Genomic DNA, 21,204 nt, shown 5'->3' with positions numbered 1-21,204 from the left:
AGAGACGTAACATGTTACGTCTGTACATGTTACGTCTGTACACGTTACGTCCGTACATGTTATATCCGTCAAAACTGACCCGAACCATCTTTGGATTTGTTTAGTTATCGACGTAATTATCGCCAATGTGTTCTCAGGGTAATCCAAAATTTCCAGCTTGTAATGATTGACAACTAACATATTTCAAATTTCACCCAAAGCATTTTAGATTTTGGATTATTAAGTTGACAGTTAACTGTCAGCTACTCACAGCCTTCAACACCCGTTGCAACACCTCTTGGTAAGCACCTTCAACGTTACCTAAATCCCTACGGAAACGGTCTTTATCTAGAACTCGCAGGTTGGCATCTGTTTGGCTGCTGTCCCACAATCGACAGGTATCGGGGCTAATTTCATCGGCAAGTAGTATCTGTTGCTGTGCATCTAGTCCAAATTCCAATTTGAAATCCACTAAGATAATGTCACAACGGCGAAAAAACTCCTGTAGTAAGCGATTAACCTGCAATGCTAAATTAGTAATCGTCTCAATTTGTCCAGGTGTGGCAATTTCCATTAACAAAATGCGATCGCGTGTTAACAGTGGATCACCTAATTCGTCACTTTTATAGTAAAAATCTACTAAAGGCGATTTTAATTCTGTCCCTAAAGGTAATCCAGTTTGCTGACATAGGCTTCCAGCCGCGATATTCCGTACTACTACTTCTATCGGGATAATCTTAACTGCCCGTACCCGCATTTGATTGTCAGTAGGGGTATCAATAAAATGGGTTTTTATCCCATGTGCTTCCAGATACCTAAATAAATGACTGGAAATTGTGCAATTAATGTTTCCCTTGCCCGCAATACTGCCACGTTTTTGAGCATTGAAGGCGGTTGCATCGTCTTTATAGGTAGCTAGTAAAATTTCCGGTTCGGAAGTTGTATAAATAACTTTGGCTTTGCCTTCGTATAATTTCGTGGGGTTGGTAGAAACAGACATGGTGGGATACTATTGTTAGTGACGGGGTATTGTTGCGCATTTTTGCCTTATCAGCTTTATTATTTTATCCTTTAGTTATTCGTTATTATCCCCAGGAAATTGCAAACATCCCTTTTTCATGCTCGCGGGAAAATAGGGAGTAGGGAACTGGGAATAGTCCTATGAACTCCTTCTGAATTTTGTCATCTGCACAAATACAGATTTTTTCAATCGAAGTTTTGTCAAAATCCTGGTTAAATTCCCGATTTCCCATCCAATTTGCTAGATAACCAGAACTAAAGTTACAATAGCAAGTCTAAGGGATGTTACTTGATGGTACGTCCCTTCAGAGATTACCAGTGGAATCAAAAGGGGAGTTTAGCTGAATAAATTTGAATATCCGCTAATACAGGCAAAAACATTATTGATTGTACAACTAACTAACTAAATATTCTTTACGCACTCAAATAGTGAGCTTTTTGTCTAAAAAGTTAACGGTCAATTATCAGCCTGTCAACAAACCCAAAGGGAAATATATCAGTAGATACAAGTAATTATCCAATCCAAAATATTCAAACAAATTATATGGGGAGATAGTTAGAGTGGACAAAGACGATTTTCTCTACCCGCGCAGTCGTTACTATGGCCAAGTAAAACCGGAAAACTTGGTATTCAACGCCAATTTACAGGAATTTGCTCAAAAGATAAGTTATATTTGTAACCTCGAAACCGCAGGGAAAATCCCCCCAGAGCAAGCCTATGAGCAAATTAAAGCTCTGTGGAAGGAACTTAAACAGGCGAAAAAACTACTCAGAATTGGTGAAAATCCCTTTCAGGATGGTAATGGTAGTGGTGATAATGGAGATAAACCCTAGAGTCTGTCATCAATGTAAAATGAACAGCTTTGACAGCAAGGATTTCAGCAATTATCACTTCCCATGAACCGAAAGCCTATAATTTAATACTGTTAGGCGTTCTCAAGCTAATTGATGACACGCCCCAGAAAGCAGTTTGAATCATTTTATACTTCACACACGAATATAACGTGAGTTCGATGATTTATAAAGCCTGAAGCTCTTGTCCAGTAGCATTCGCAGAAAATAGAAGTTTTTAAAAACCTCCAAGTATGATGTTGAGAATAAAATCATTAAACCTGGAATCAGTCAGTTATTGACTTTGTTCTCAACTAATGGATGAGGTTACTTTAAACCTTAACTTTCAAAATTATTGATTCACAGTGATTGTAGCGTTTATAATTCGTCGAATTCACGTTAATATACTTCCCTTGGGGTTTGTTGACAATTGACAGGTGACAGTAGAAACGTAGCAATTCTAACTCTCTGCCAACATTAACCATATTTACACCCACTGACTTGTTTTACATCTCTCCCTATTCCCTGCTCCCTATTTACTTTCCATTGTCCAGGTTCCGTCCCATGAAGCAGGAGGAGGTTGGAAAAGGTAATCTTGGCAGCGTCGGAGGTAGATGCTTACGGTTGTATCAGTCGGACGGATGGTTTTAGCCCGTTGGAAGGATTTGATTGCACCTTCAAAGTTGCGGGATAAATAGGCTGCACGTCCAGTATGGTAATGACTGAGAAACTCTTGGGTGTTGGCATCAAGTTCTGTGGTTCTGTCGCCAATTAGTTCGTATATATTTACAGCTTGGTGTTTGCCTTTGACGCGGATTTTATCTAGTTGACGTACCCAAATGCGATCGCAGCACATTTGATAAGTAAATTCACTGAGAATAATATCACAACCGTACTCTTTGGTGACACTTTCGATACGGGAACTGAGGTTAACCCCATCACCAATCACGGTGTAATCCATACGTTTGTGGGAGCCAATATTACCAGAAACCACTTCCCCGGAGCTAATACCAATGCCAATATTAATCATGGGTTGGGCTGCGACGACACGGCGTTGATTAAAGGCTGCTAATCGTTCTCGCATTTCTAACGCGGCTTTGACTGCTTTCCAAGCATGATTTTCAGTCAGGGGTAAGGGTGCGCCAAATACTGCCATCAAAGCGTCACCAATAAATTTATCCAGGGTTCCCTCGTGGTTAAATACAGCCTCCACCATTGTTTCAAAATATTGATTGAGGAGGGAAACAACCTCAGCTGCACCTAGATTTTCCGTCAGGGTGGTATAACCCCGGATATCTGAAAACAAAATTGTTACTTCCTTGCGTTCTCCCACCATTAAAGCATCTTCCCCTAATTCCATCACCTGTTCGGCAACACGGGGGGTAAGGTAACGATACATGGTGGTTTTCATCCGTTTTTCGCGGCTAATATCTTCCAACACCACCAAACCACCTCGGACACCACCTTCTGGGTTGGTGAGGGGGTTAACAGTTAAATTAATACTGCGCTCTAATAATTTCACTTGGGAAGCAGGAATAAATTCTCCTGGAGGAGTCAAAACTTGATTCCAGGGGATATACTGCTGGGGACAATTGCGATCGCTAACCACTAACATCGATTTTCCGGGAATTGTTTCCACATTTTCCCCATCGACTGCACCGTCTGTATTCAAAATCTGTTCTTGGTATACTCCCACCGTTAGTATTTGTTCCGGGACAAAGTGCCGCGCTCCTGATTTTAAACTATCTTCGAGGCGCATTTGCAAGTTTTCGATTGGCACGACTTCCCAAACTAAACGCCCAATTAGATGACTTTCCCAAATTAATTTATCACCCCGTTCCTGAGCGTCACTAATCGGACATCCCAATAATTCCAAAGCTGCATCATTAATGGTGACAATGCGTCCATCCATATCCGTGGAAATAACCGCATCGGATAAACTTTGTAAAATATCCTTTTGGTGCTGTTTTTCTAGTAAAACACTTTCAAACAAACGTGCATTTTCTAAGGCAATCCCCGCTTGAATATTGAAAGCCCGCATGAATTCCTCATCGGAAGCGGTAAAACTGCCTTGCTGTTTATTAATTAACTGTGTCACCCCAATTAACTCATTGGCAGAATTAAACACAGGTAAACATAAAATATTGCGGGTATGGTATCCCGTCTTGCGGTCAGTAGTGGGGTCAAAGCGGGGGTCTTGGTAAGCATCGGTAATATTTAATGCCTGTCCCGTGGATGCTACATAACCAACAATTCCCCGATTTGCAGGTATGCGAATTTCAATCATTCTTTCTCCATCCGCAGCAGCTACCTTTGTCCACAGTTCGTTCATTTCCTTTCGGTATAAAAATAAGGTGCTGCGGTCAGCCTGCATTAAAATCCGTGCTTGTTCCATGACAATTTGTAGGGTGATTTCCAAATCCAAACTCTGTCCTAAAGTTTGGGTAGCACGTAACAAAGCTGTAGCTCCCCGTTGATTACGAGCAGCAACATAGAAAGACTGGCAACTTTCCAAAATAATCCCAATGGAAGCCGCAAAATCTCGAAATCGTTTTTCATCCTCCGCATCAAAAACAGCTTCCCCGGTTTTATTGGCCAATTGCACTACTGCCACGGTCTGATTTTTGCTACTCATGACTGGCATACACAAAATATTCCGCATTTTGTAGCCCATTTGTTTTTCTAATTCTGGGCTAAACAAAGGATGGGCAGCAGCATCGGGGATGTTCAAACAATTACCCGTAGTCGCCACATGACCAGGAATACCAATATTAATTGGCATCCGCATTTCCACGGGTTTGAGGATATTATCTTGGGATACTTTTGACCAGAGTTGTCCCTTATCCCGGTCTACCAAAAAAATGGTTGTATGTTCAGCCTGGAGAATTTGACCAATTTTGAGGGTAATTGCTTCTAAAACTCGCTCTAGGACAGTTTCTAGGGCCTCATGATTAATTAATTCAATGGCCCGTAAAAATTGTTGAAACTCTGCCGTAATAAACTCTAACAAACAAAAAAACTCATTCACCGATAAATCTTTAACACGGCGAAGCAGCACGTGAGTTCGATTTACCTGTGTTAATTCTGTTAGGGTAGCCAAAACACTACCAGGACTAGGGAGAGTCATAGGATTTTGGATTTTGGATTTTGGATTGGGAATACAGATCAAATACAGAATTATTTATTTCCCTGTACCTCCACAGACGACCTGAGAGATAGGAATCATCGGGTTGTTTTTACGAACGGTAGGCGATGCGGAGACTTTGGAAGAGGATAGCGGCGGATGCGACTGCCATGAGGGTAGCCCAAAACCAGTAGGGTAAGAATAATTCCTGTTGGATTTGGGCGGTGTCGGAAAGTCCAAAGGGACCGGCACGATAACTGTACAAATAATTTAGTTGATGATAGGTACTCACACAGGCTTGTACGCCGAGGAATTGTATCATAAATCCCTTGATGGAGGGTGAGGGTATTAGACCTAAGCCAAATATTACTGCCCCAAGTAAGGGAATAAACACAAATCCAAACGGCGATCGCACCCAAATGATAGTGGATATAATTAAAAATACACCAAGTAATTTTAAACACCAATTGGTGGCAAGACGATTACGGGAAACTAAAATTAAAGTTGCTCCGGCAATCGGTGGTCCCATTGGTCCTGCTGCAGCGACTAGAGCGCGATGAATCGGACTCCAGGAAAAGGGAGCTGCATAGGTTGCGACCCCAGAACCACTGGAAAAAATTTCCAGTTTGACAAAATTCCCCCCCAGAATCAAAGCCATTAAACCATGACCCATTTCGTGGAACCAGGTAGCCAAAATTGTAAATGGGTAAAGAATATAATCTCCACCGGGTATTTGCCATAAAACTGCGGTGAGAATCCCAGCCATAATCAGCCAGGAAAGCCCCATACGGTTCATTTCCGCAGGAGCATCAGTTTTGAAGATATCTTCCAATTGCTTCCAGCGATCGCCCATAGTTCCTCGCTTATAAACCTTTTGAAATTAGGGAAGGGAGCAACACACAACCATTGCAATCAATAGGAGGAAATGGTAGAGATGACCCGTCTAGTCGTCTCTACTTCCTATTTTTCTTCCCTGCTCCTATCCTAACCGGACTTATTGGGCAGATGCAGAAGTTGACCGGGCGATCGCATTCAAATTACTATTTCCGAGTCTAACTTGTAACTGAGGCCCAGAACGCGCCAGTCGGAAAATTGCCCCATCGGTAACGGGAACTTGTGATATCCTTTCGCCATCAACATAGGTTCCATTTGCACCCAAACTGATGATTTCCCAACTGTCCCCTGCTTGACGAATTTCCACATGGTGACGTGATACCACCGCACTGTACAGGATGACGTGGTTATCGGTAGCGCGTCCAATGCGGATAATTGGCTCATTCTCGAAGCTCCAAGATTGAGCTGGGTTAATTTGTTGGGGATGGAGAAGAATCAATGTTATTGCGCGCACGGGTTATTCTTTGAACCATTTAACGATATCTTAAGACATTTGAAAGATAAAAGTGACTAAATCACCCTTTCCGAGACTAATGCGATCACCTGCTCGCAACCGATGACGATTTCCTGGTAGTAAGGGCAAATTATTGATATATGTTCCATTGGAACTACCAACGTCTTCTATATAGTATGCGTCACCTTCAGCCCGAATATCAGCATGAATCCGTGATACGATTTCCGAATTAGCAAAACCAGATACATCAATATCAGGAGGAATACGGTCATTCGGTTTACCGATATGAATCACCGATAGATTCTGTGGTAACTCTATCTGTTGGTCACTTTGTACATGGATTAAACCTGCTGTCACCTGTTGCAATTGTGTCATGGATGGAGGTGGAGCCGGAACTGTTGCTACGGGTTCGGGTGCGGGTGCTTCCATCTCCACTGGTATTGGCTCCGGTGCGGGTGCTTCCATCTCTACTGGTATTGGTGTTGGCACAGGGGCAGGGGCTGGAGCTTCTACTACCGGTGCAGGTACAGGGGCTTCTGCTACGGGTGCAGGGGCTGGAGCTTCTACTACCGGTGCAGGGGGAACTTCCGGTGCAGGCATCGAAACTGGAGCCGGAGCAGACACAACCGTCGCAGGTAAAGGTTCAGGGGGGGAAATGGGGGCAGTGACGACAACTGGTTGGGCTGGGGGTAGGGGATCGGGGGCAACCGTAGGTGGTACTGGAATATCTGGGGCAATTGTTGGGGGAGCAGCAGCAGCAGAGCGTAAATTATAACCACACTGTCCGCAAAATGACGCATCTGCCTGGACAGTTGCGCCACAGCTAGGACAGGTGACTGTTGCGGGTAATGGTGTGTAGCACGCTTCACACTGAACCGCACCATCTGGGTTAGGGTGATTACAGTTAGGGCAGACGATCATGAGTTTAGCCTTTTTTCTAGTTCGTAGTAAAAAATTTTCTGGTTCAAAATTTGAGAATTTATACCATTTGAGTTTGAGATTACTCTAGCTTAGGTGAAGGTTTCTTCTCCGTATTTGAATTACACCATCGGGGTTATGGATTTCGTGAATCCACCAGTTACTCCCGATTTATGTTTCAAATTGGTCTGACTTTAGCTTCCGATTTTAGCAACTACTCTAGGCATGGAAAGCAACTTAATCAAGATTAAGCCCTTGGTTTGACGATGGTTGCGAGCAATTGGTGCTGACAACAGGAAACTAAAACTACTTCTACCAATTTGAACAGTGGTTGCCACCTCTGGAATGCGGAAACGCTGATACAGCAAATATTTCACACTTCCAAAGCCGCACGCAGTGGGACTTAACCCGGATTTCTCGTAAATCCCTAAAACTCCCAGGAAATAGAGAGTAGGTTAGAGACACGACATGTCGCTTCTGTACGGGGAGTATAAGGACAATCAATCCGTTACTCAACGCTTATCACTTACTCACCACAAATACGGGTTAACTTCTGATATAGAAGGCTTACACCAACAGCAGAGTCCTTGAAAATCCCAAAAGGTTAGCTATAGTTTGAAAGTTCCCAAACTGAGCTTTTGATCAGAAACCAACAGGTATCCTCAAAGTCATAACCTTGGTTTCAAAAGTCCAATCAGATTGCTGTGGGAAGTACACACTGACTCAATTTGTTTATTTGTCAGCCTTTATTTTTGAGCTACACAGTTAACTTTTAAGTACCAACCCGCATTTCTCACAAAACCCTAAAACTCACAGGGAATAGTCCGTAGAGACGACCCGTCAGGTAGTCTGTACAGGGAGTGGTGTAGACGCTACGCATCTAGTCTACGACAACGCTGCGCGTACCCGTAGGGTGTAGAAGGAAAATAAATCCGTTACTCAAGGCTTACAACTTACTTGTGAGAATGCACTTCGACTTACCTAACAGTGAGCAAATCAAAAGCTGGCTGTGGGATTATTTTTGTTCTAATTCACTTCCAGCAGCAGCATCGAGCAACCACCATAATTCGCCATGAGGTTGAATCAAACGCGATGGATATTGCTCACTATCGCTTGATTCAGCAAATACTTGTCCCAAAGCCATCCGCTTATTAGCACCAGCCACTAAAAACATAACGCAGCGAGCTGCATTGATAAATGGATAAGTAAAAGTAATACGTGGTTGGCCGTCTTTATTACCAACCGTAATTAGGCGATCGCGTACTTTTAATGCGTCTGTATGGGGAAATAGGGACGCGGTATGGCCATCATCTCCCATGCCCAACAATATCACATCTAGTGCGGGAAATACCCCCGGAGCCGCTTGAAAAAACTGCTGTAAATGCTGTTCATATTTCAAGGCAGAAACCGCAGGATTCCCTTCACCTGTGGGAATCGGGTGAATATTTGTCGCTGGAATATCCACCCGATCCAACCACGCTAACCTAGCCATCCGTTCGTTGCTGTCTGGATGGTCTGGTGGAACATAGCGCTCATCCCCCCAAAACACATGAATCTTATCCCAAGGAAGATTACCAGCAGCTAAAGATTCATACAATGGCTTGGGTGTACTACCACCTGCTAAAGCCATCGTAAAACGTCCCCTCATCTGAATAGCTGCTTCCAACTTCTTTAAAATCAATTCTTGCGCACGAGCGATTAAACTATCCGTATCGGTCAAGACTTCGATATGTTTATTCATAAAATTCCCATTCACAGCGCCAACTTCTGTGAATTACCATATCGAAATTATCGACATCCGTCGGTGTGCTTCTGAAACTTTTAACAGTTTTCTCCCCAAATTACTCAGAAGTTATTGATAAACTTCCTTGAGGAATAGGGAAGACAGGAGACAGGACGCAGAAATTTGTACCTGTACCAACTTTTCCACTACCCCATCTCATCTCCCCTCACTCCCTACTTCCTACTCCCTAGAAGTTATTGATAAACTTCCTTGAGGAATGGAGGAGACAGAAGACAGGACGCAGAAATTTATACGTAATTTTCCACTACCCCATTTCATCTTCCCTCACTCCCTACTCCCTACTCCCCGTAAATAAGCAAATACGGATTTATCTCCGATGTCCGGAGGAATGGCTTGAAAAGCTTTACGTAGGGCAAATACCAAGAATAATACAGCCCAAGTTGCCAATAATCCACGCTCCCAACTTAAGGGTAATATTCCCAGCAAGTGACCAAGTAATAACAAGGGTGTGGTAATTGTTAATACCTTTGTTTCTAGGCGATGGAAACAAAATGCTTCCTTAAAATAAATTCCTGTTAAAGCAGCAAAAATAAATCCCACCCCGAAAATGGTTTGCGGTTGATTGTAAACTGTCACTGCTAATGGTGTGGGTTGACTAATGTTTAAGGCTAAACCTGCAACTACACCTATTAACCAAAATAGCTGTAATACCCGATGCAATTGCACCATATAAATGTGAATCGTTAACAGACTCACACCTAACGCTGCGCTAAAACCAAAGAATAACCAAGTTAAAGATTTGTAAACAATGGGATGGGGCCAAATTAATACCAAACCACTACCAACAGCGAAGCAGATCGCAGCCACTAACAAAGCTGCACGATAGACAATTACACCATTGCGATCGCTCTGGGTAATCGTAAATTCTCCAAATTGACCTTGATAAATTTCAGACATACTGCAATTCATGAAGAAAGAATACAGGAGACAGGAGAAATTATTTTTTTCTACTCAAGGGTGTGAGTATTTTTCCAAAATCCCTAGACGTGCAGAGGCTTTCCGTTCTCCGATTTGTCTATGGGACACACAGCAAGCTAGGGTAATCCAAAATCCCTAGACGTGCAGAGGCTTTCCGTTCTCCGAGTTTATCTATGGGACACACCGTAGGCTAGGGTAATCCAAAATCCAAAATCCAAAATCCAAAATCTAAAATCCCAATCACCCAAACGGTTGTCCCCATTGTCGCCAATTTTCTTTGTTGAAGGGAGACTTCCATTTCTGGATTAATGCTAGCTCTAATTGTTGACGCGATCGCGTTTTTGTCGGTGCATCCCACCAAAAGCTGATGTTGACTGCGGTTTTAAGTTGATAACGATAGTGTAAATCTAAGTACTTCTCAATATACCGCTTACAGTCATGTACCCCCCTCCAACGCTGGTTAGATTTGCAGGTTTCTCCCACGTATAACAATAGGTCGTTTTGATGATCGACTATAAAGTACAAACATGATTGTCCTGCTGTTTCCGTTGGTAAACGATAAAAGGATAGGGGTGATACTGGTAGGGTAAATGGATCAATCACGTCCGGATCAACGTGGGATTGAGTAACTGAAAATAGGGTATTCTGCTTGACTGGTTCTTTTGTTCTTACCCGTTGTTGATAGATGGCAATTTTTGACTTCCATTTTTTCAAAGTCTTTTCATCCATCAACAACACTGGTTCTTGCTGGACAACACTGGAACTGACAAGTGTCGGTGAGAACAAATCCAGTTGTTGATTTTTTTCCAATTTTTGACTCCCAACTATACAACCAGGGAATCCTAACATCCATTAGTTACAAATTGAAATAGTAACATCGTATTTCTTTATACTTTTTCTTTGACATTTATTCCGGAGAGGGAACTGCTATTTCTGTATATTTATTCTTACGAAAATAATAAAAGGGGAATTAAATGTATAACTAAATACTTTTGTCCGGATAAAAATAGTATTTTCTGATCAAGTTGATTTAACTTAATTTAAGTCGAATTGATGATACAAAATAAAATAGTTTTTTGCGTATTAGCACTCAGGTCACTGGTATCAAAAAATGATATCTTTGATTTGAAAGACAGATTCGTAATTAGCTTCTAAGAATAGGTAAAAACATAGGGTCAGGACTTACGTAACTAATTATTTTAAGTTTGTAGTGAAGACTAAAGTCCTCAAAGTCAGTGTGTATAGCGCTGACTACAAACGAAAAATCAGAATTATTGTGACACTTGTGTAAGTCCTAAAGGGTAATCGCGCTTCGATAATTATCTTTTCTAGAGAAGAGAGTAGATAGATAGTGCCTGTAATTATTTGTATTTAATAGGATTGATGTCAAAGTAAAAGTAAATGAAAGTAGTGATAATTCTTGAATTACTCCTACTTCATCATGACTTTTGCAGTCACATATTGCGTAAGTTCTAATAAATATAGCAAATTTCAGGAATTATTTATCTGCTCATTGAATATTTCAGTAGATAACAAACATCATTATTAATATATTTATAAATATGAATAAGTCCTATTATCAACGCTATTTTGCGAATATGGTAGGAATATCAATTGTGATATTACCAATTGTCGGTTTAGTTTTCGCTTTGAACCAGGGATTATTTGCCAATATTCCGAATCAATCTCCCAGTAATCAAGACTCTATCGAAACTCAACCAGAACCCGATTTACCCAAACCAGAAAAAATAAAAACCACAATTAGTATTAAAGCTGTGGGTGATATTGTTGCTGGTACAAACTTTCCAGATTATCGTTTACCAAAAAACCCAGATATTCTTTTTCCCCAAGCTGTTCGTCAAAAACTTCAGGGAGCAGATGTGTTATTTGGTAACTACGAAAGTACTTTAACAAATCATCCCCACAGTAGCAAAAATGTTGGTCGGGGGATGGTATTTGCCTTTCGTTCTCCACCCAGCTATAGCAAATTATTCGCTCAGGTCGGTTTTCATGTCATGAGTGTGGCTAATAACCATTCATTTGATTTTGGTCTCAAAGGATTTCAAGATACCGTTGCTAGTTTAAAAAGCGTAGGTATTGCACCAGTTGGAGAAAAAAATCAAATTACCTATACTCAAGTCAAAGGAGTACCTGTAGCCTGGATTGGATTTTGTTTTTATGAATATTGTAATACTGTACAAAATATTTCGGCAGGTCAAAAGTTAGTGCAAACAGCCAAACAAAATGCTGATATTGTGATTGTTTCCATGCATGTGGGAGCAGAAGGAAATAATGCTTTACGTGTGAAAAATCAAACGGAAATGTTTTATGGGGAAAATCGGGGCAATTCCCGACAATTTGCCAGAGCAATGGTAGATGCAGGTGCAGACTTAGTATTAGGACATGGCCCCCATGTACCGCGAGCAATGGAAGTGTATAAAAATAAATTAATTGCCTATTCCTTGGGAAATTTCCTGGGATATCGAACATTTTCAACAACAGGAGCCAAAGGTAAATCTTTAATTTTAGAAGCAAAAATTAACCAGGACGGAGATTTTGTGGAAGGTCGAATTATTCCCATACAATTAAACCGTCAAGGAATTCCCCTGGTTGATAATTCTGGACAGACCATTAGTTTAGTGCGTAATTTAACCAAAACCGACTTTCCCCAAACCCCGATTGTGATTCAGCAAAAAGGCGAAATTAGGTTGACTAGAGGGAGCGGGAGATAGGATAAAGGGCTAAACCCCAACTACAAACAAACTTTAACTACTAGATATTTGGGAGTTTGTATACAAATCATTAAATTTTCCCTTTTGTGTCCTGTATTCTGCTGACCGTATCCTGTATTCTGCTGACCGTATCCTGCATACTAGAATAAAGACCCAATTATGATGCAAAGCGCGTTATTATAGCGTTTGTCGCAGCGAGTTATGGTATGCAAAGACAGCGATCGCTTTTAGGATTAATTTTAGTGGTGGTGATTGCCGCGATTGCGGTGATTGCCACAATTCCTGTACCTTTAGGATTAGATTTACGGGGGGGTTCCCAGTTGACGATTCAGGTCAAACCTTCCCCAGAAACTGGTATTAAAACTATTACAGAACGTGAATTAGAAGCCGTGAAACGGGTGGTGGAAGGACGGGTAAATGGATTAGGTGTGTCCGAACCTGTCATTCAAACCGTAGGTACTGATAAAATTTTGGTGCAGTTACCTGGGGTCAATGACCCGGAACAAGCAGAACGGGTATTGGGGGGAACTGCTCAGTTGGAGTTTCGCCAACAAAATCCCGGTACGGAAGGGGAATTTATAGCCCTAAATCAACTGCGTTTGCAATTAAATGCTCAACGCGCTTTATTATTAAGCGCTGAGAATGGGAAGCAGGATGCAGAGGCGATCGCCAAAAATAAAGCGGAAATCGAAAAAAATAATCAGGCGATCGCTAAGTTATTTAGTAGCACAAATCCCCCTTTAACTGGTAAGTTTCTAGTAGATGCCTATGGGGAACCAACTGCGGGAACTGCTTGGAATGTAGCCATCCGCTTTAACCAGGAAGGTGGTGATTTGTTTGCCAAGATTACCAAGGAATTAGCAGGAACAAATCGCAGTATTGGTATTTTCCTAGACAATGAATTAATTAGTTCCCCGGTGGTGGGTGTGGAACACGCTGCAACGGGAATTACCGGTGGTTCGGCGGTAATTACGGGTAATTTTGATGCCCAAAGTGCCCAAGATTTAGGGGTACAATTACGGGGTGGTTCCCTTCCTGTACCCGTGGAAATTGCCGAACGTCGTACCGTAGGTGCAACCTTGGGTAAGGATAGTATTCAAAGCAGTTTATATGCTGGAATTGGTGGTTTAATTCTGGTGTTGGTATTTATGGTGGTTTACTACCGTTTACCGGGTTTAATCGCCGATATTTCCCTAATTATCTATGCCCTATTAAGTTGGGCTAGTTTTGCTCTTTTGGGTGTCACAATTACCCTTCCCGGTATTGCAGGATTTATCCTCAGTATCGGTATGGCTGTGGATGCCAATGTTTTGATTTTTGAACGAACACGGGAGGAATTAAGGGCTGGTAAAACTCTTTACCGTTCGGTCGAATCGGGCTTTTACCGCGCTTTTTCTAGTATTCTCGATGGCAATGTCACCACTTGGATTGCTTGTGCAGCCCTATTTTGGTTGGGTTCTGGACTCGTCAAAGGGTTTGCTCTAACCTTAGCGGTGGGGATTGGGGTAAGTATGTTTACTGCGATTACCTGTAGCCGTACACTCATGTTTGTCGCCGCATCGATACCGTCGCTGCGTAAAATTGAGTTCTATACCCCCCAACAACAAATAATCGATCGGACGGAGGCGCAATCGTGAAAATTAGTGTCAATAAATCCCGTGGTCTCTGGTGGAGTATATCCCTTGGGGTAATTCTCATCGGTATTGTGGCCATGTTTATTTCTTGGCAAAACCCTACTATCCGCGCACCTCTGCGTCCGAGTTTGGATTTTGTCGGGGGTACGCGTCTACAATTTGAACGGGATTGCAGTCAACCAGTTAACTGCGACCAACCGATTGATATTAATGTGGTACGGGAAGTTGCCAAAAGTCAGGGTTTGGAGGGTAGCAGTATTCAAATCGTCGGCGAAAATGGGATTTCGATTCGGACACGGGATTTAAGTACTGATGCTCGCACCCAACTCCAAACTGCATTATCGGCAAAAGTCGGTGCTTTTGACCCCCAAAAAAATCAAATTGATTCGGTGGGTCCGACCCTGGGAAGGGAATTATTTAATTCGGGGATGATTGCCCTGACTGTATCTTTTCTGGGTATTATTGGTTACTTAGCCTTTCGTTTTCAGCTAGATTATGCCATCTTTGCGGTACTAGCTACTTTCCACGATGTTTTGGTGACGGTGGGGATTTTTGCGATTCTCGGTTTATCTCCCCTAGCAACGGAGGTGGACAGTTTATTTGTAGTGGCATTACTGACGATTACTGGGTTTTCTGTAAATGATACTGTAGTTATTTATGACCGCATCCGGGAAACCCTGAAGCAAGAACCGAATCGTGCAATTACGGACATTGTTGATGATGCTGTTAATCAAACCCTGGGACGTTCGATTAATACAACCCTAACCACCATTCTCAGCTTGGTGGCAATTTTTCTGTTTGGTGGTGAAACTTTAAAATACTTTGCCCTGGCTCTAATTATCGGCTTTGTCGTTGGAGCCTATTCCAGTATATTTATTGCTAGTACCCTACTTGCTTGGTGGCGAGAACGTCATTCCAGCGTCAAAATGGAAGGAGTCGGAAGTAGTGAGTAGAAACGATCCATCGGAAGGGGGGAGTAGGTGTAGAGTCAATACGGTTAGGATAAGAAAATTCATCAACCCCTAATAATTGTAGATTGTAGAGACGCGATATATCGCGTCTCCCGAAACCTGTATTGGGTATAGAGTCAGAATATAGGAGTATGGCAAACAAAGAAGAAGTGGAGCGTCCCCATGATGTATAAATAGGATTTAATTTAAAAGAATTGGCGGGAGCATCTTCTACTTACTCAAGTCTAATGTTACAGTCCGATCCTGTGTTCCCTCTTCTTTGTTATTCAAGTATTGTCATGGAAAAACCCGGAGATAATTCTACTTTTGCCAATCAAGTTCAACGACTCCACCGTCTGACTGTTTATTTTCGGTGGTTATTTGTTTTGGTGTTGTGGTTGGTGGTTGCACCATTGGCAATCTGGGATTTACGCACTGATATTCAACTGTGGCGAGAACATTTTACCTGGACTGCGGTACGTTATGCTTTATATTTTCGTCCCTTGGCAACATTGGGATTATCATTGTGTATTGGGATGACTATGGCGGTTTTAATATGGCAAAGTAGAAATATTATTTGGGGTTTACCGGAACAGGAGCAAAAACGTTTGGAACAGCAAGTGATGCGTATTCGGAATCAAGGTTCTAGCCATCCCTTGTGGAAGTGGATTTGTGGATAATCTTTAATCTAAGATGAGTGTATTCTGGTATCGTAGAGATGAAAGAAACTTATATCCAATTTAGCGATCGCAAGTCTGATATCGATTTGGTGCAATTACAACAGTTGTTCGATTTGGCTGCTTTTTGGGCAAAAGACCGAACAGTCGAAGATTTGCGTACTGCCATCCAACATAGCGAACCCGTAATCACAGTTTGGCACGATTCCCGTCTCATCGGTTTCGCTCGCGCTACTTCTGACGGTATTTATCGAGCTACCATTTGGGATGTGGTTGTTCACCCTGAATATCGTCGCATTGGTCTGGGTAGTAAACTTGTGGAAACCGTAATCAGTCATCCCCACATGTGTCGTGTCGAGCGAGTATATTTGATGACTACTCATCACGCCCAATTCTACGAAAAAATCGGTTTTCAGTCTAACTCGACCACGACAATGGTTCTCTATAATCGGGAAAATTTATCTTCACTGTCGAACCCAGAAATTATGGAGTTGGAGGAAATAGCTAGTAGCAAAAGTCAAAGGTAAAAAATATATTTTTATGTAGAGATGTAATATATTACGTCTCTACATGGTTCATTAATTTGTCACGTTTTTAAATTGGTATAGGATACATAATTCATTCATTGACTTGCTGGTACAGATATCAACACACGGGTGATGTCTGGTTGCTCTGGGTGGGCATAGATATCTAATTTACCACCCATCACCTCTAGGATATTTTGGGTGAGAACTATTTTCATTCCCGGTGACATATTTGGTTGATTAGAGTTTGTATCTATTGTCGTTAGGGTTTCAGCCGTTGCGAGGTCGATTGATTCTTGCGGTGGCAAAGCATGGGATGGTACATCTAAACAAATTTGTAGGATATACGATTTTTGGCGATGACAAACTTGGGTATGAAGAGAAATACCTCCCTCCTCCATCCCCGCGATTGCAGTTTCCACCAAACTCACCAATGTGTATCGCAACCAATAGGGGTCAACTAAAGCATGAACATCCTCTTGGGGAAACGTAATATCATATTTATAACTTCTATTTTCCGCGAGAATTGCGGTTAAGTTATGGGTTTCCTTGAGAACATCTATCACTGAAAATGGCTGGATATTCAATCTGTTTGTTCCCGCTTGCAGACGTGCAACATTCAAAATTTCATCAATTAACTTGAGTAATTTTAAGGCTCGTTCCAAGGCTTGCTGTATAAATTCCCGCTCTTCTTCTGGATTTTCACACAGGTCGGATAGTATTAATTGATGCAACCCAATCAATCCATTTAAAGGCGATCGCAGTGCATGGGTAGTCCGAGCTAAAAAACCAGCTTTAAATGCACCCATTTCCTGAACCATTTGATAGGCTAAATGGGTCTGTAGTAATTGTTTCTCTAAGTCTTGTTTTTCTTGTTCCTGAGATTCCCCAACTGAGGTAACTGGCGATTTTTCCCGATTCACTTTTGCAACCCTGTGGATGAGTCCACGGATACCAAAACCCAAACCAAAACTAGCTGCTAAATAAATCCAGTTACTCGTATCAAACATAATAATTACAACGTACTCAATTAAGTATTAATAGATAAAATTACAACATACATCTATCATCAGGATGTTAAATGATATCACTTGCATTGATCCATTGGTATGACTTACGATAAGCAAAGCTGAATGCCCAAGGCATATCGCAAGTCACACCGATGGGGACATAAATACAGCAAATAAAGTCATCACACCATCTGACTTACCAGTCTTAAACTGATGACTTGTTCTAGGTAAGCACAAATATTACCATCTCGACATCAATACACCCTCTGTTAATATAGGCACAGTGTAAATGTCAGTGCAACTAAATCATTTATTCATACCTAGTGATATAGCGTAGTTTAGAACTAGTAGAAAGAATCTCACTTCTGCTTGCACTTGAATGATTGAAATAATACGGAAGCGAAGAGGTGATATTTATTGCTATCTACAACCTAAGTATCTGTACTGTAAATAATTAGTTTAAATAATTAGTTTGAATTTTGCGATCGCTAGTATTTTTGCTTCCCAAGGAAAGAAGGCGACATAGACAAGCATATGTAGATTTTTTAGATGCTGCTAAATACTACCCTGATGTCTTCCAGAGGATGATTAATAAAATCCAAGCTTTAATTGACGATACAAGTCCATCAATGGAGAATGTTCTCAGCCAAGGTCATTTCTGAGGGGTTATAGGTAAAGTTTAACTATTTGCGGGAATTCCAACTCTTCTTGTTCCAAATTAGAGATTTTGCCAATTTGGAGAATGTCAGTCATGTGGAATCGCAGTACGCTCAAATTTTAAACGTGGTATATGTCCGGTGTGCGGGAGTAAAGTGTCGATAAAATAATTCTTAATTACGAATTGTTAATTATTTAATTCATCTATCCCTAGTTACAAATAATAAAATCGGTACAGCCGCAAGTTGAACTAGGATGGAAAAAATAATCAGAATATTCATCGAACTATCATAAAAAACCCCCATCAAAGCACTACCTAAAAACCACGATAGACCATAACCAGTATTAAATATACCAAAAGCAGAACCACGCTTTTCTGGGGGAATCATTGCTGCGACTGCTGCTTTTAAAATAGATTCCTGCGCTCCCATCCCTATACCCCATAATACAATCCCCAATACGGCTAAATTGAGTGTGCCAAAAAATACCAAGGGAGCAAACAGGGAAGATAAAACAACAGCAACAATTAAAATCGATATCCCAAAGCGGTCAAACAACCGTCCAAATATCAAAGCAGCGATGCCATCCACACCCATTGCCAAAGCGTATAGTAGGGGGATTGTGTTACCTGTGGCGATCGCTTGAGTTTGAAAATAATAGGCAATTAAGGGAAAATCCGCAAAACCAGCAGCCATAAATGCTACAGCACCCAAATAAATCCAGAATTTACGAGGTAATCCCTGGGAATCTAGAGGAGCTGTGTGATGTTCAAAATCACGGGGATTGGGATAAATTCTCTGTCCAAACAGCAAAACCACCATTCCCACCACCGCAGGTATCAGCAGAATCGCGAAACCACTTTGATACCCACCAGTAAAGGAAACCATCGTCGCGACAGCTAATGGACCAGCAACAGCACCGATTTGGTCAAGTGTTTCATGCAATCCAAATCCAAACCCCCCTCCCAATCTCAAAGCAGCGTGAGATAGTAACACGTCCCTGGGTGGAGTACGGATAGCTTTACCAGTGCGTTCACCCAGCATCAATAAAGCTGCAATTTGCCAAGTCCCCGCTAAGGCTAGCATAGGAACAACTGTAGTATTCAAAGCATAGCCAATAGTAGTAATCCGCCAATATTTACGAGTTTTGTCACTCAAATAACCAATAAACAGACGGAAACAATAGCCGATTAATTCTCCTAAACCTGCGACTAGTCCGACAACAAATCCACTCGCACCTAAAACCCCTAAATAAGCACCTGTAATACTTCGCGCACCCTCATAGGTCGCATCAGCACAGAGACTGACTATACCTAGTATCACAACGAATTTCAAAGCGGACTTTGATTTACCCTGTGCCATAATTTTGATTTATTGAGATAGTTTTTTAAGATTTATGAAGCCATACGAAATCCGTACTTGGTGAACAAATTTTTGGCTTGGTTGCTGAACAAAAATTGCACGTAAGCACCTAAATTGTAGATAAGTTTCACATTGGGTTGTTGACGTTGATAGAGTTTTTTGATGTCTTCCAGGGGTTCGGAGAGAGCGATCGCAGATGAAATTGTCAGGGATACCTGTTGTTGTGCTAGGGTGGGGGATATATTGATGGCTGTCAGTATGGTAATTACTCAGGTGACGGCAAACAAAGTAATCCCTGTCAACAAGTGTTTGTGATTGGACTTCATAAACATAGTGTTATCCTAATTATCCTTGATTTCTTGCGAGTAATTGATAACTTTCCTTTCTAATCCCTACTCCCTACTCCCTAAAATTGTTCAGGATTTATAAGAAATAGGGGTTATGGTTGCATTAAAAATAAACTCTGTGGATTAAATTTGACATACCAGGGGAAAGGACGGTCTTTGATGGTTATCCATTTTTCTTTGAATAATTCTGCTTGGATTTGATAATCATTGGAGTGGGTGGGGGGATGATGTAACTTCAGGTAAAGGGTCATTCTATGGGGTGTTTCTCTGGTGTGAGCTAACCAGCAAGGAAAGGTATTTTCTTGATTGGGGTCAGTGGTAATATTTATGTGATGGGCACGGATTCCCGCATAGGTGAATGATGGGGGAATAGGTGGGATAACTTCCAGACGACAACCCCAATTTATTGCTTCTATTTGATTGGAAGAAATTGCTTTAGCTGGGGAGAAGTTTTTACATCCTGTCAGTTGCGCGACTGTGTAAGTTGCTGGACGCTGAAAAATAGATTGTTTATCATCGTAGGCAATAACTTGTCCTTGGGAGATAATTAATAGTTGTTCACAAACTGCGTAAGCTTCTTCCAAGTTATGGGTGACAAATAGGGTTACTCCTTGATAACTACTCAACGTCTCAATCAGTTGTTCTTGGAGTTGGTGACGCAGGTGGGTATCTAGTGCAGAAAAGGGTTCATCTAATAGTAATACTTCTGGTTCTACAGCTAAAGCTCTTGCGAGAGCGACACGCTGTTGTTGTCCACCGGATAGTTGATTGGGATAACGATTTTCTAATCCGGAAAGTTGTAATTTCCTAATTTGTTCTGTTAAGCGTTGTTGACGTTCTGTAGGGGATAAATGACGTAAACCGTAGGTGATATTTTTCGCAACAGTTAAATGGGGAAACAGAGCATAATTTTGAAAGACTATACCAACACGACGGGAACGAATTGGTAGATTAATCCGTTTTTTGGAATCAAATAAAATCCTGCCATTAAGAATAATACTACCTCGCTTAGGTGTTTCCAGTCCGGCGATACAACGTAAAGTCATACTCTTACCAGAACCGGAACCTCCTAGTATTCCTAATACCTTTCCTTCCAGGTTAAATTGCACATCGAGAGGATAGCTAGTCAGAGGTTTGTGAATGTCTACAAAAAGTTGCATTTTCAGGGAGTAGGGAATAGGGAAATGTAGAGACGCAATATATTGCGTCTCCTATTCTGAATCGGTATTATGACCGAATTTTTGCGATGAACTGCTGTTGCTGAGGAAGGGTAATATTTATGCGACATGAGTTCGATGAACCTCACCCTAACCCCTCTCCATTTTGGAGAGGGGTTCTTTGAATTCGTCCTAGTTAACTTCTCTGTAGGG

At 41.6% G+C, this 21,204-nt stretch carries 20 protein-coding genes; 8 read left to right on the top strand and 12 right to left on the bottom strand.

Annotated features, from left to right (window positions below; translation table 11 throughout):
• Nucleotides 1-238: 238 nt before the first annotated feature.
• Nucleotides 239-979, bottom strand: a complete 741-nt coding sequence (purC, locus tag CDC37_RS08315) for a phosphoribosylaminoimidazolesuccinocarboxamide synthase (protein ID WP_096621332.1) — start codon at nt 977-979, stop codon at nt 239-241.
• A 581-nt stretch (nt 980-1,560) separates the two neighbouring features.
• On the opposite strand from purC, the gene CDC37_RS08310 reads away from it, so the two are divergent.
• Nucleotides 1,561-1,833 (top strand): DUF7219 family protein, encoded by a 273-nt coding sequence (locus tag CDC37_RS08310; RefSeq protein ID WP_096621331.1) that lies wholly within the window; start codon nt 1,561-1,563, stop codon nt 1,831-1,833.
• Nucleotides 1,834-2,362: 529 nt separating this feature from the next.
• Here CDC37_RS08310 and CDC37_RS08305 read toward each other — a convergent pair.
• The 8 genes from CDC37_RS08305 to CDC37_RS08275 form a co-directional block, all read right to left on the bottom strand.
• Nucleotides 2,363-4,957, bottom strand: a complete 2,595-nt coding sequence (locus CDC37_RS08305) for a GAF domain-containing protein (RefSeq protein WP_096621330.1) — start codon at nt 4,955-4,957, stop codon at nt 2,363-2,365.
• A gap of 109 nt (nt 4,958-5,066) precedes the next feature.
• Nucleotides 5,067-5,807, bottom strand: a complete 741-nt coding sequence (locus CDC37_RS08300) for a M50 family metallopeptidase (protein WP_096621329.1) — start codon at nt 5,805-5,807, stop codon at nt 5,067-5,069.
• Nucleotides 5,808-5,948: 141 nt separating this feature from the next.
• Nucleotides 5,949-6,302: an FHA domain-containing protein gene (locus CDC37_RS08295; protein WP_172892769.1), complete on the bottom strand. Its 354-nt coding sequence runs from the start codon at nt 6,300-6,302 to the stop codon at nt 5,949-5,951.
• A 30-nt stretch (nt 6,303-6,332) separates the two neighbouring features.
• Nucleotides 6,333-7,223 (bottom strand): FHA domain-containing protein, encoded by an 891-nt coding sequence (locus tag CDC37_RS08290; RefSeq protein WP_096621328.1) that lies wholly within the window; start codon nt 7,221-7,223, stop codon nt 6,333-6,335.
• A 191-nt stretch (nt 7,224-7,414) separates the two neighbouring features.
• On the bottom strand, nt 7,415-7,597 hold the full coding sequence (locus CDC37_RS24105; protein ID WP_157780682.1) for a hypothetical protein: 183 nt from the start codon (nt 7,595-7,597) through the stop codon (nt 7,415-7,417).
• Between the two features lie 638 nt (nt 7,598-8,235).
• On the bottom strand, nt 8,236-8,961 hold the full coding sequence (gene pgl / locus CDC37_RS08285) for a 6-phosphogluconolactonase (protein WP_096621327.1): 726 nt from the start codon (nt 8,959-8,961) through the stop codon (nt 8,236-8,238).
• A gap of 327 nt (nt 8,962-9,288) precedes the next feature.
• Nucleotides 9,289-9,921 carry a DUF2301 domain-containing membrane protein gene (locus CDC37_RS08280; protein ID WP_231943314.1) on the bottom strand — a complete coding sequence of 211 codons (633 nt, stop codon included), beginning with the start codon at nt 9,919-9,921 and terminating at the stop codon, nt 9,289-9,291.
• 261 nt (nt 9,922-10,182) lie between these two features.
• A complete protein-coding gene (locus CDC37_RS08275; RefSeq protein ID WP_330220837.1) occupies nt 10,183-10,752 on the bottom strand; it encodes a GIY-YIG nuclease family protein in 570 nt (189 codons plus the stop codon).
• A 752-nt stretch (nt 10,753-11,504) separates the two neighbouring features.
• Here CDC37_RS08275 and CDC37_RS08270 point away from each other — a divergent pair.
• The 5 genes from CDC37_RS08270 to CDC37_RS08250 all read left to right on the top strand — a co-directional run bounded on the left by CDC37_RS08270 (nt 11,505) and on the right by CDC37_RS08250 (nt 16,462).
• Nucleotides 11,505-12,674: a CapA family protein gene (locus CDC37_RS08270; RefSeq protein WP_231943313.1), complete on the top strand. Its 1,170-nt coding sequence runs from the start codon at nt 11,505-11,507 to the stop codon at nt 12,672-12,674.
• A gap of 206 nt (nt 12,675-12,880) precedes the next feature.
• Complete coding sequence (secD, locus tag CDC37_RS08265; RefSeq protein ID WP_096621324.1) at nt 12,881-14,311, top strand: protein translocase subunit SecD; 1,431 nt, start codon at nt 12,881-12,883, stop codon at nt 14,309-14,311.
• The gene (secF, locus tag CDC37_RS08260; RefSeq protein WP_096621323.1) at nt 14,308-15,261 is read left to right on the top strand and encodes a protein translocase subunit SecF; all 954 of its coding nucleotides are present in this window, start codon (nt 14,308-14,310) and stop codon (nt 15,259-15,261) included. The genes secD and secF overlap by 4 nt, the downstream gene beginning before the upstream one ends.
• A gap of 296 nt (nt 15,262-15,557) precedes the next feature.
• A complete protein-coding gene (locus CDC37_RS08255; RefSeq protein WP_096621322.1) occupies nt 15,558-15,938 on the top strand; it encodes a hypothetical protein in 381 nt (126 codons plus the stop codon).
• Between the two features lie 38 nt (nt 15,939-15,976).
• Nucleotides 15,977-16,462, top strand: coding sequence for a GNAT family N-acetyltransferase (locus CDC37_RS08250; protein WP_096621321.1), 486 nt, complete (start codon nt 15,977-15,979; stop codon nt 16,460-16,462).
• A gap of 95 nt (nt 16,463-16,557) precedes the next feature.
• Here CDC37_RS08250 and CDC37_RS08245 read toward each other — a convergent pair whose 3' ends face one another.
• Complete coding sequence (locus CDC37_RS08245) at nt 16,558-17,469, bottom strand: sensor histidine kinase (protein WP_096621320.1); 912 nt, start codon at nt 17,467-17,469, stop codon at nt 16,558-16,560.
• 479 nt (nt 17,470-17,948) lie between these two features.
• Between CDC37_RS08245 and CDC37_RS08240 the strand changes: the two genes are divergently transcribed.
• Nucleotides 17,949-18,131 (top strand): Bpu10I family restriction endonuclease, encoded by a 183-nt coding sequence (locus CDC37_RS08240; RefSeq protein ID WP_330220836.1) that lies wholly within the window; start codon nt 17,949-17,951, stop codon nt 18,129-18,131.
• Between the two features lie 195 nt (nt 18,132-18,326).
• Here the strand turns inward: CDC37_RS08240 and CDC37_RS08235 are convergent, their stop codons facing one another.
• A complete protein-coding gene (locus CDC37_RS08235) occupies nt 18,327-19,487 on the bottom strand; it encodes an MFS transporter (protein ID WP_096621319.1) in 1,161 nt (386 codons plus the stop codon).
• Between the two features lie 162 nt (nt 19,488-19,649).
• Here CDC37_RS08235 and CDC37_RS24100 point away from each other — a divergent pair, with 162 nt between their 5' ends.
• A complete protein-coding gene (locus tag CDC37_RS24100) occupies nt 19,650-19,802 on the top strand; it encodes a hypothetical protein (protein ID WP_157780681.1) in 153 nt (50 codons plus the stop codon).
• Between the two features lie 124 nt (nt 19,803-19,926).
• Here the strand turns inward: CDC37_RS24100 and CDC37_RS08225 are convergent, their stop codons facing one another.
• Nucleotides 19,927-20,994, bottom strand: a complete 1,068-nt coding sequence (locus tag CDC37_RS08225) for a sulfate/molybdate ABC transporter ATP-binding protein (RefSeq protein ID WP_096621318.1) — start codon at nt 20,992-20,994, stop codon at nt 19,927-19,929.
• Nucleotides 20,995-21,204: the final 210 nt, after the last annotated feature.

It is taken from the genome of Calothrix sp. NIES-3974, from assembly GCF_002368395.1.
GTDB lineage: Bacteria > Cyanobacteriota > Cyanobacteriia > Cyanobacteriales > Nostocaceae > NIES-3974.
Note: the sequence above shows the minus strand (reverse complement) of the source record. Positions and strands in the feature narration are given on the sequence as shown.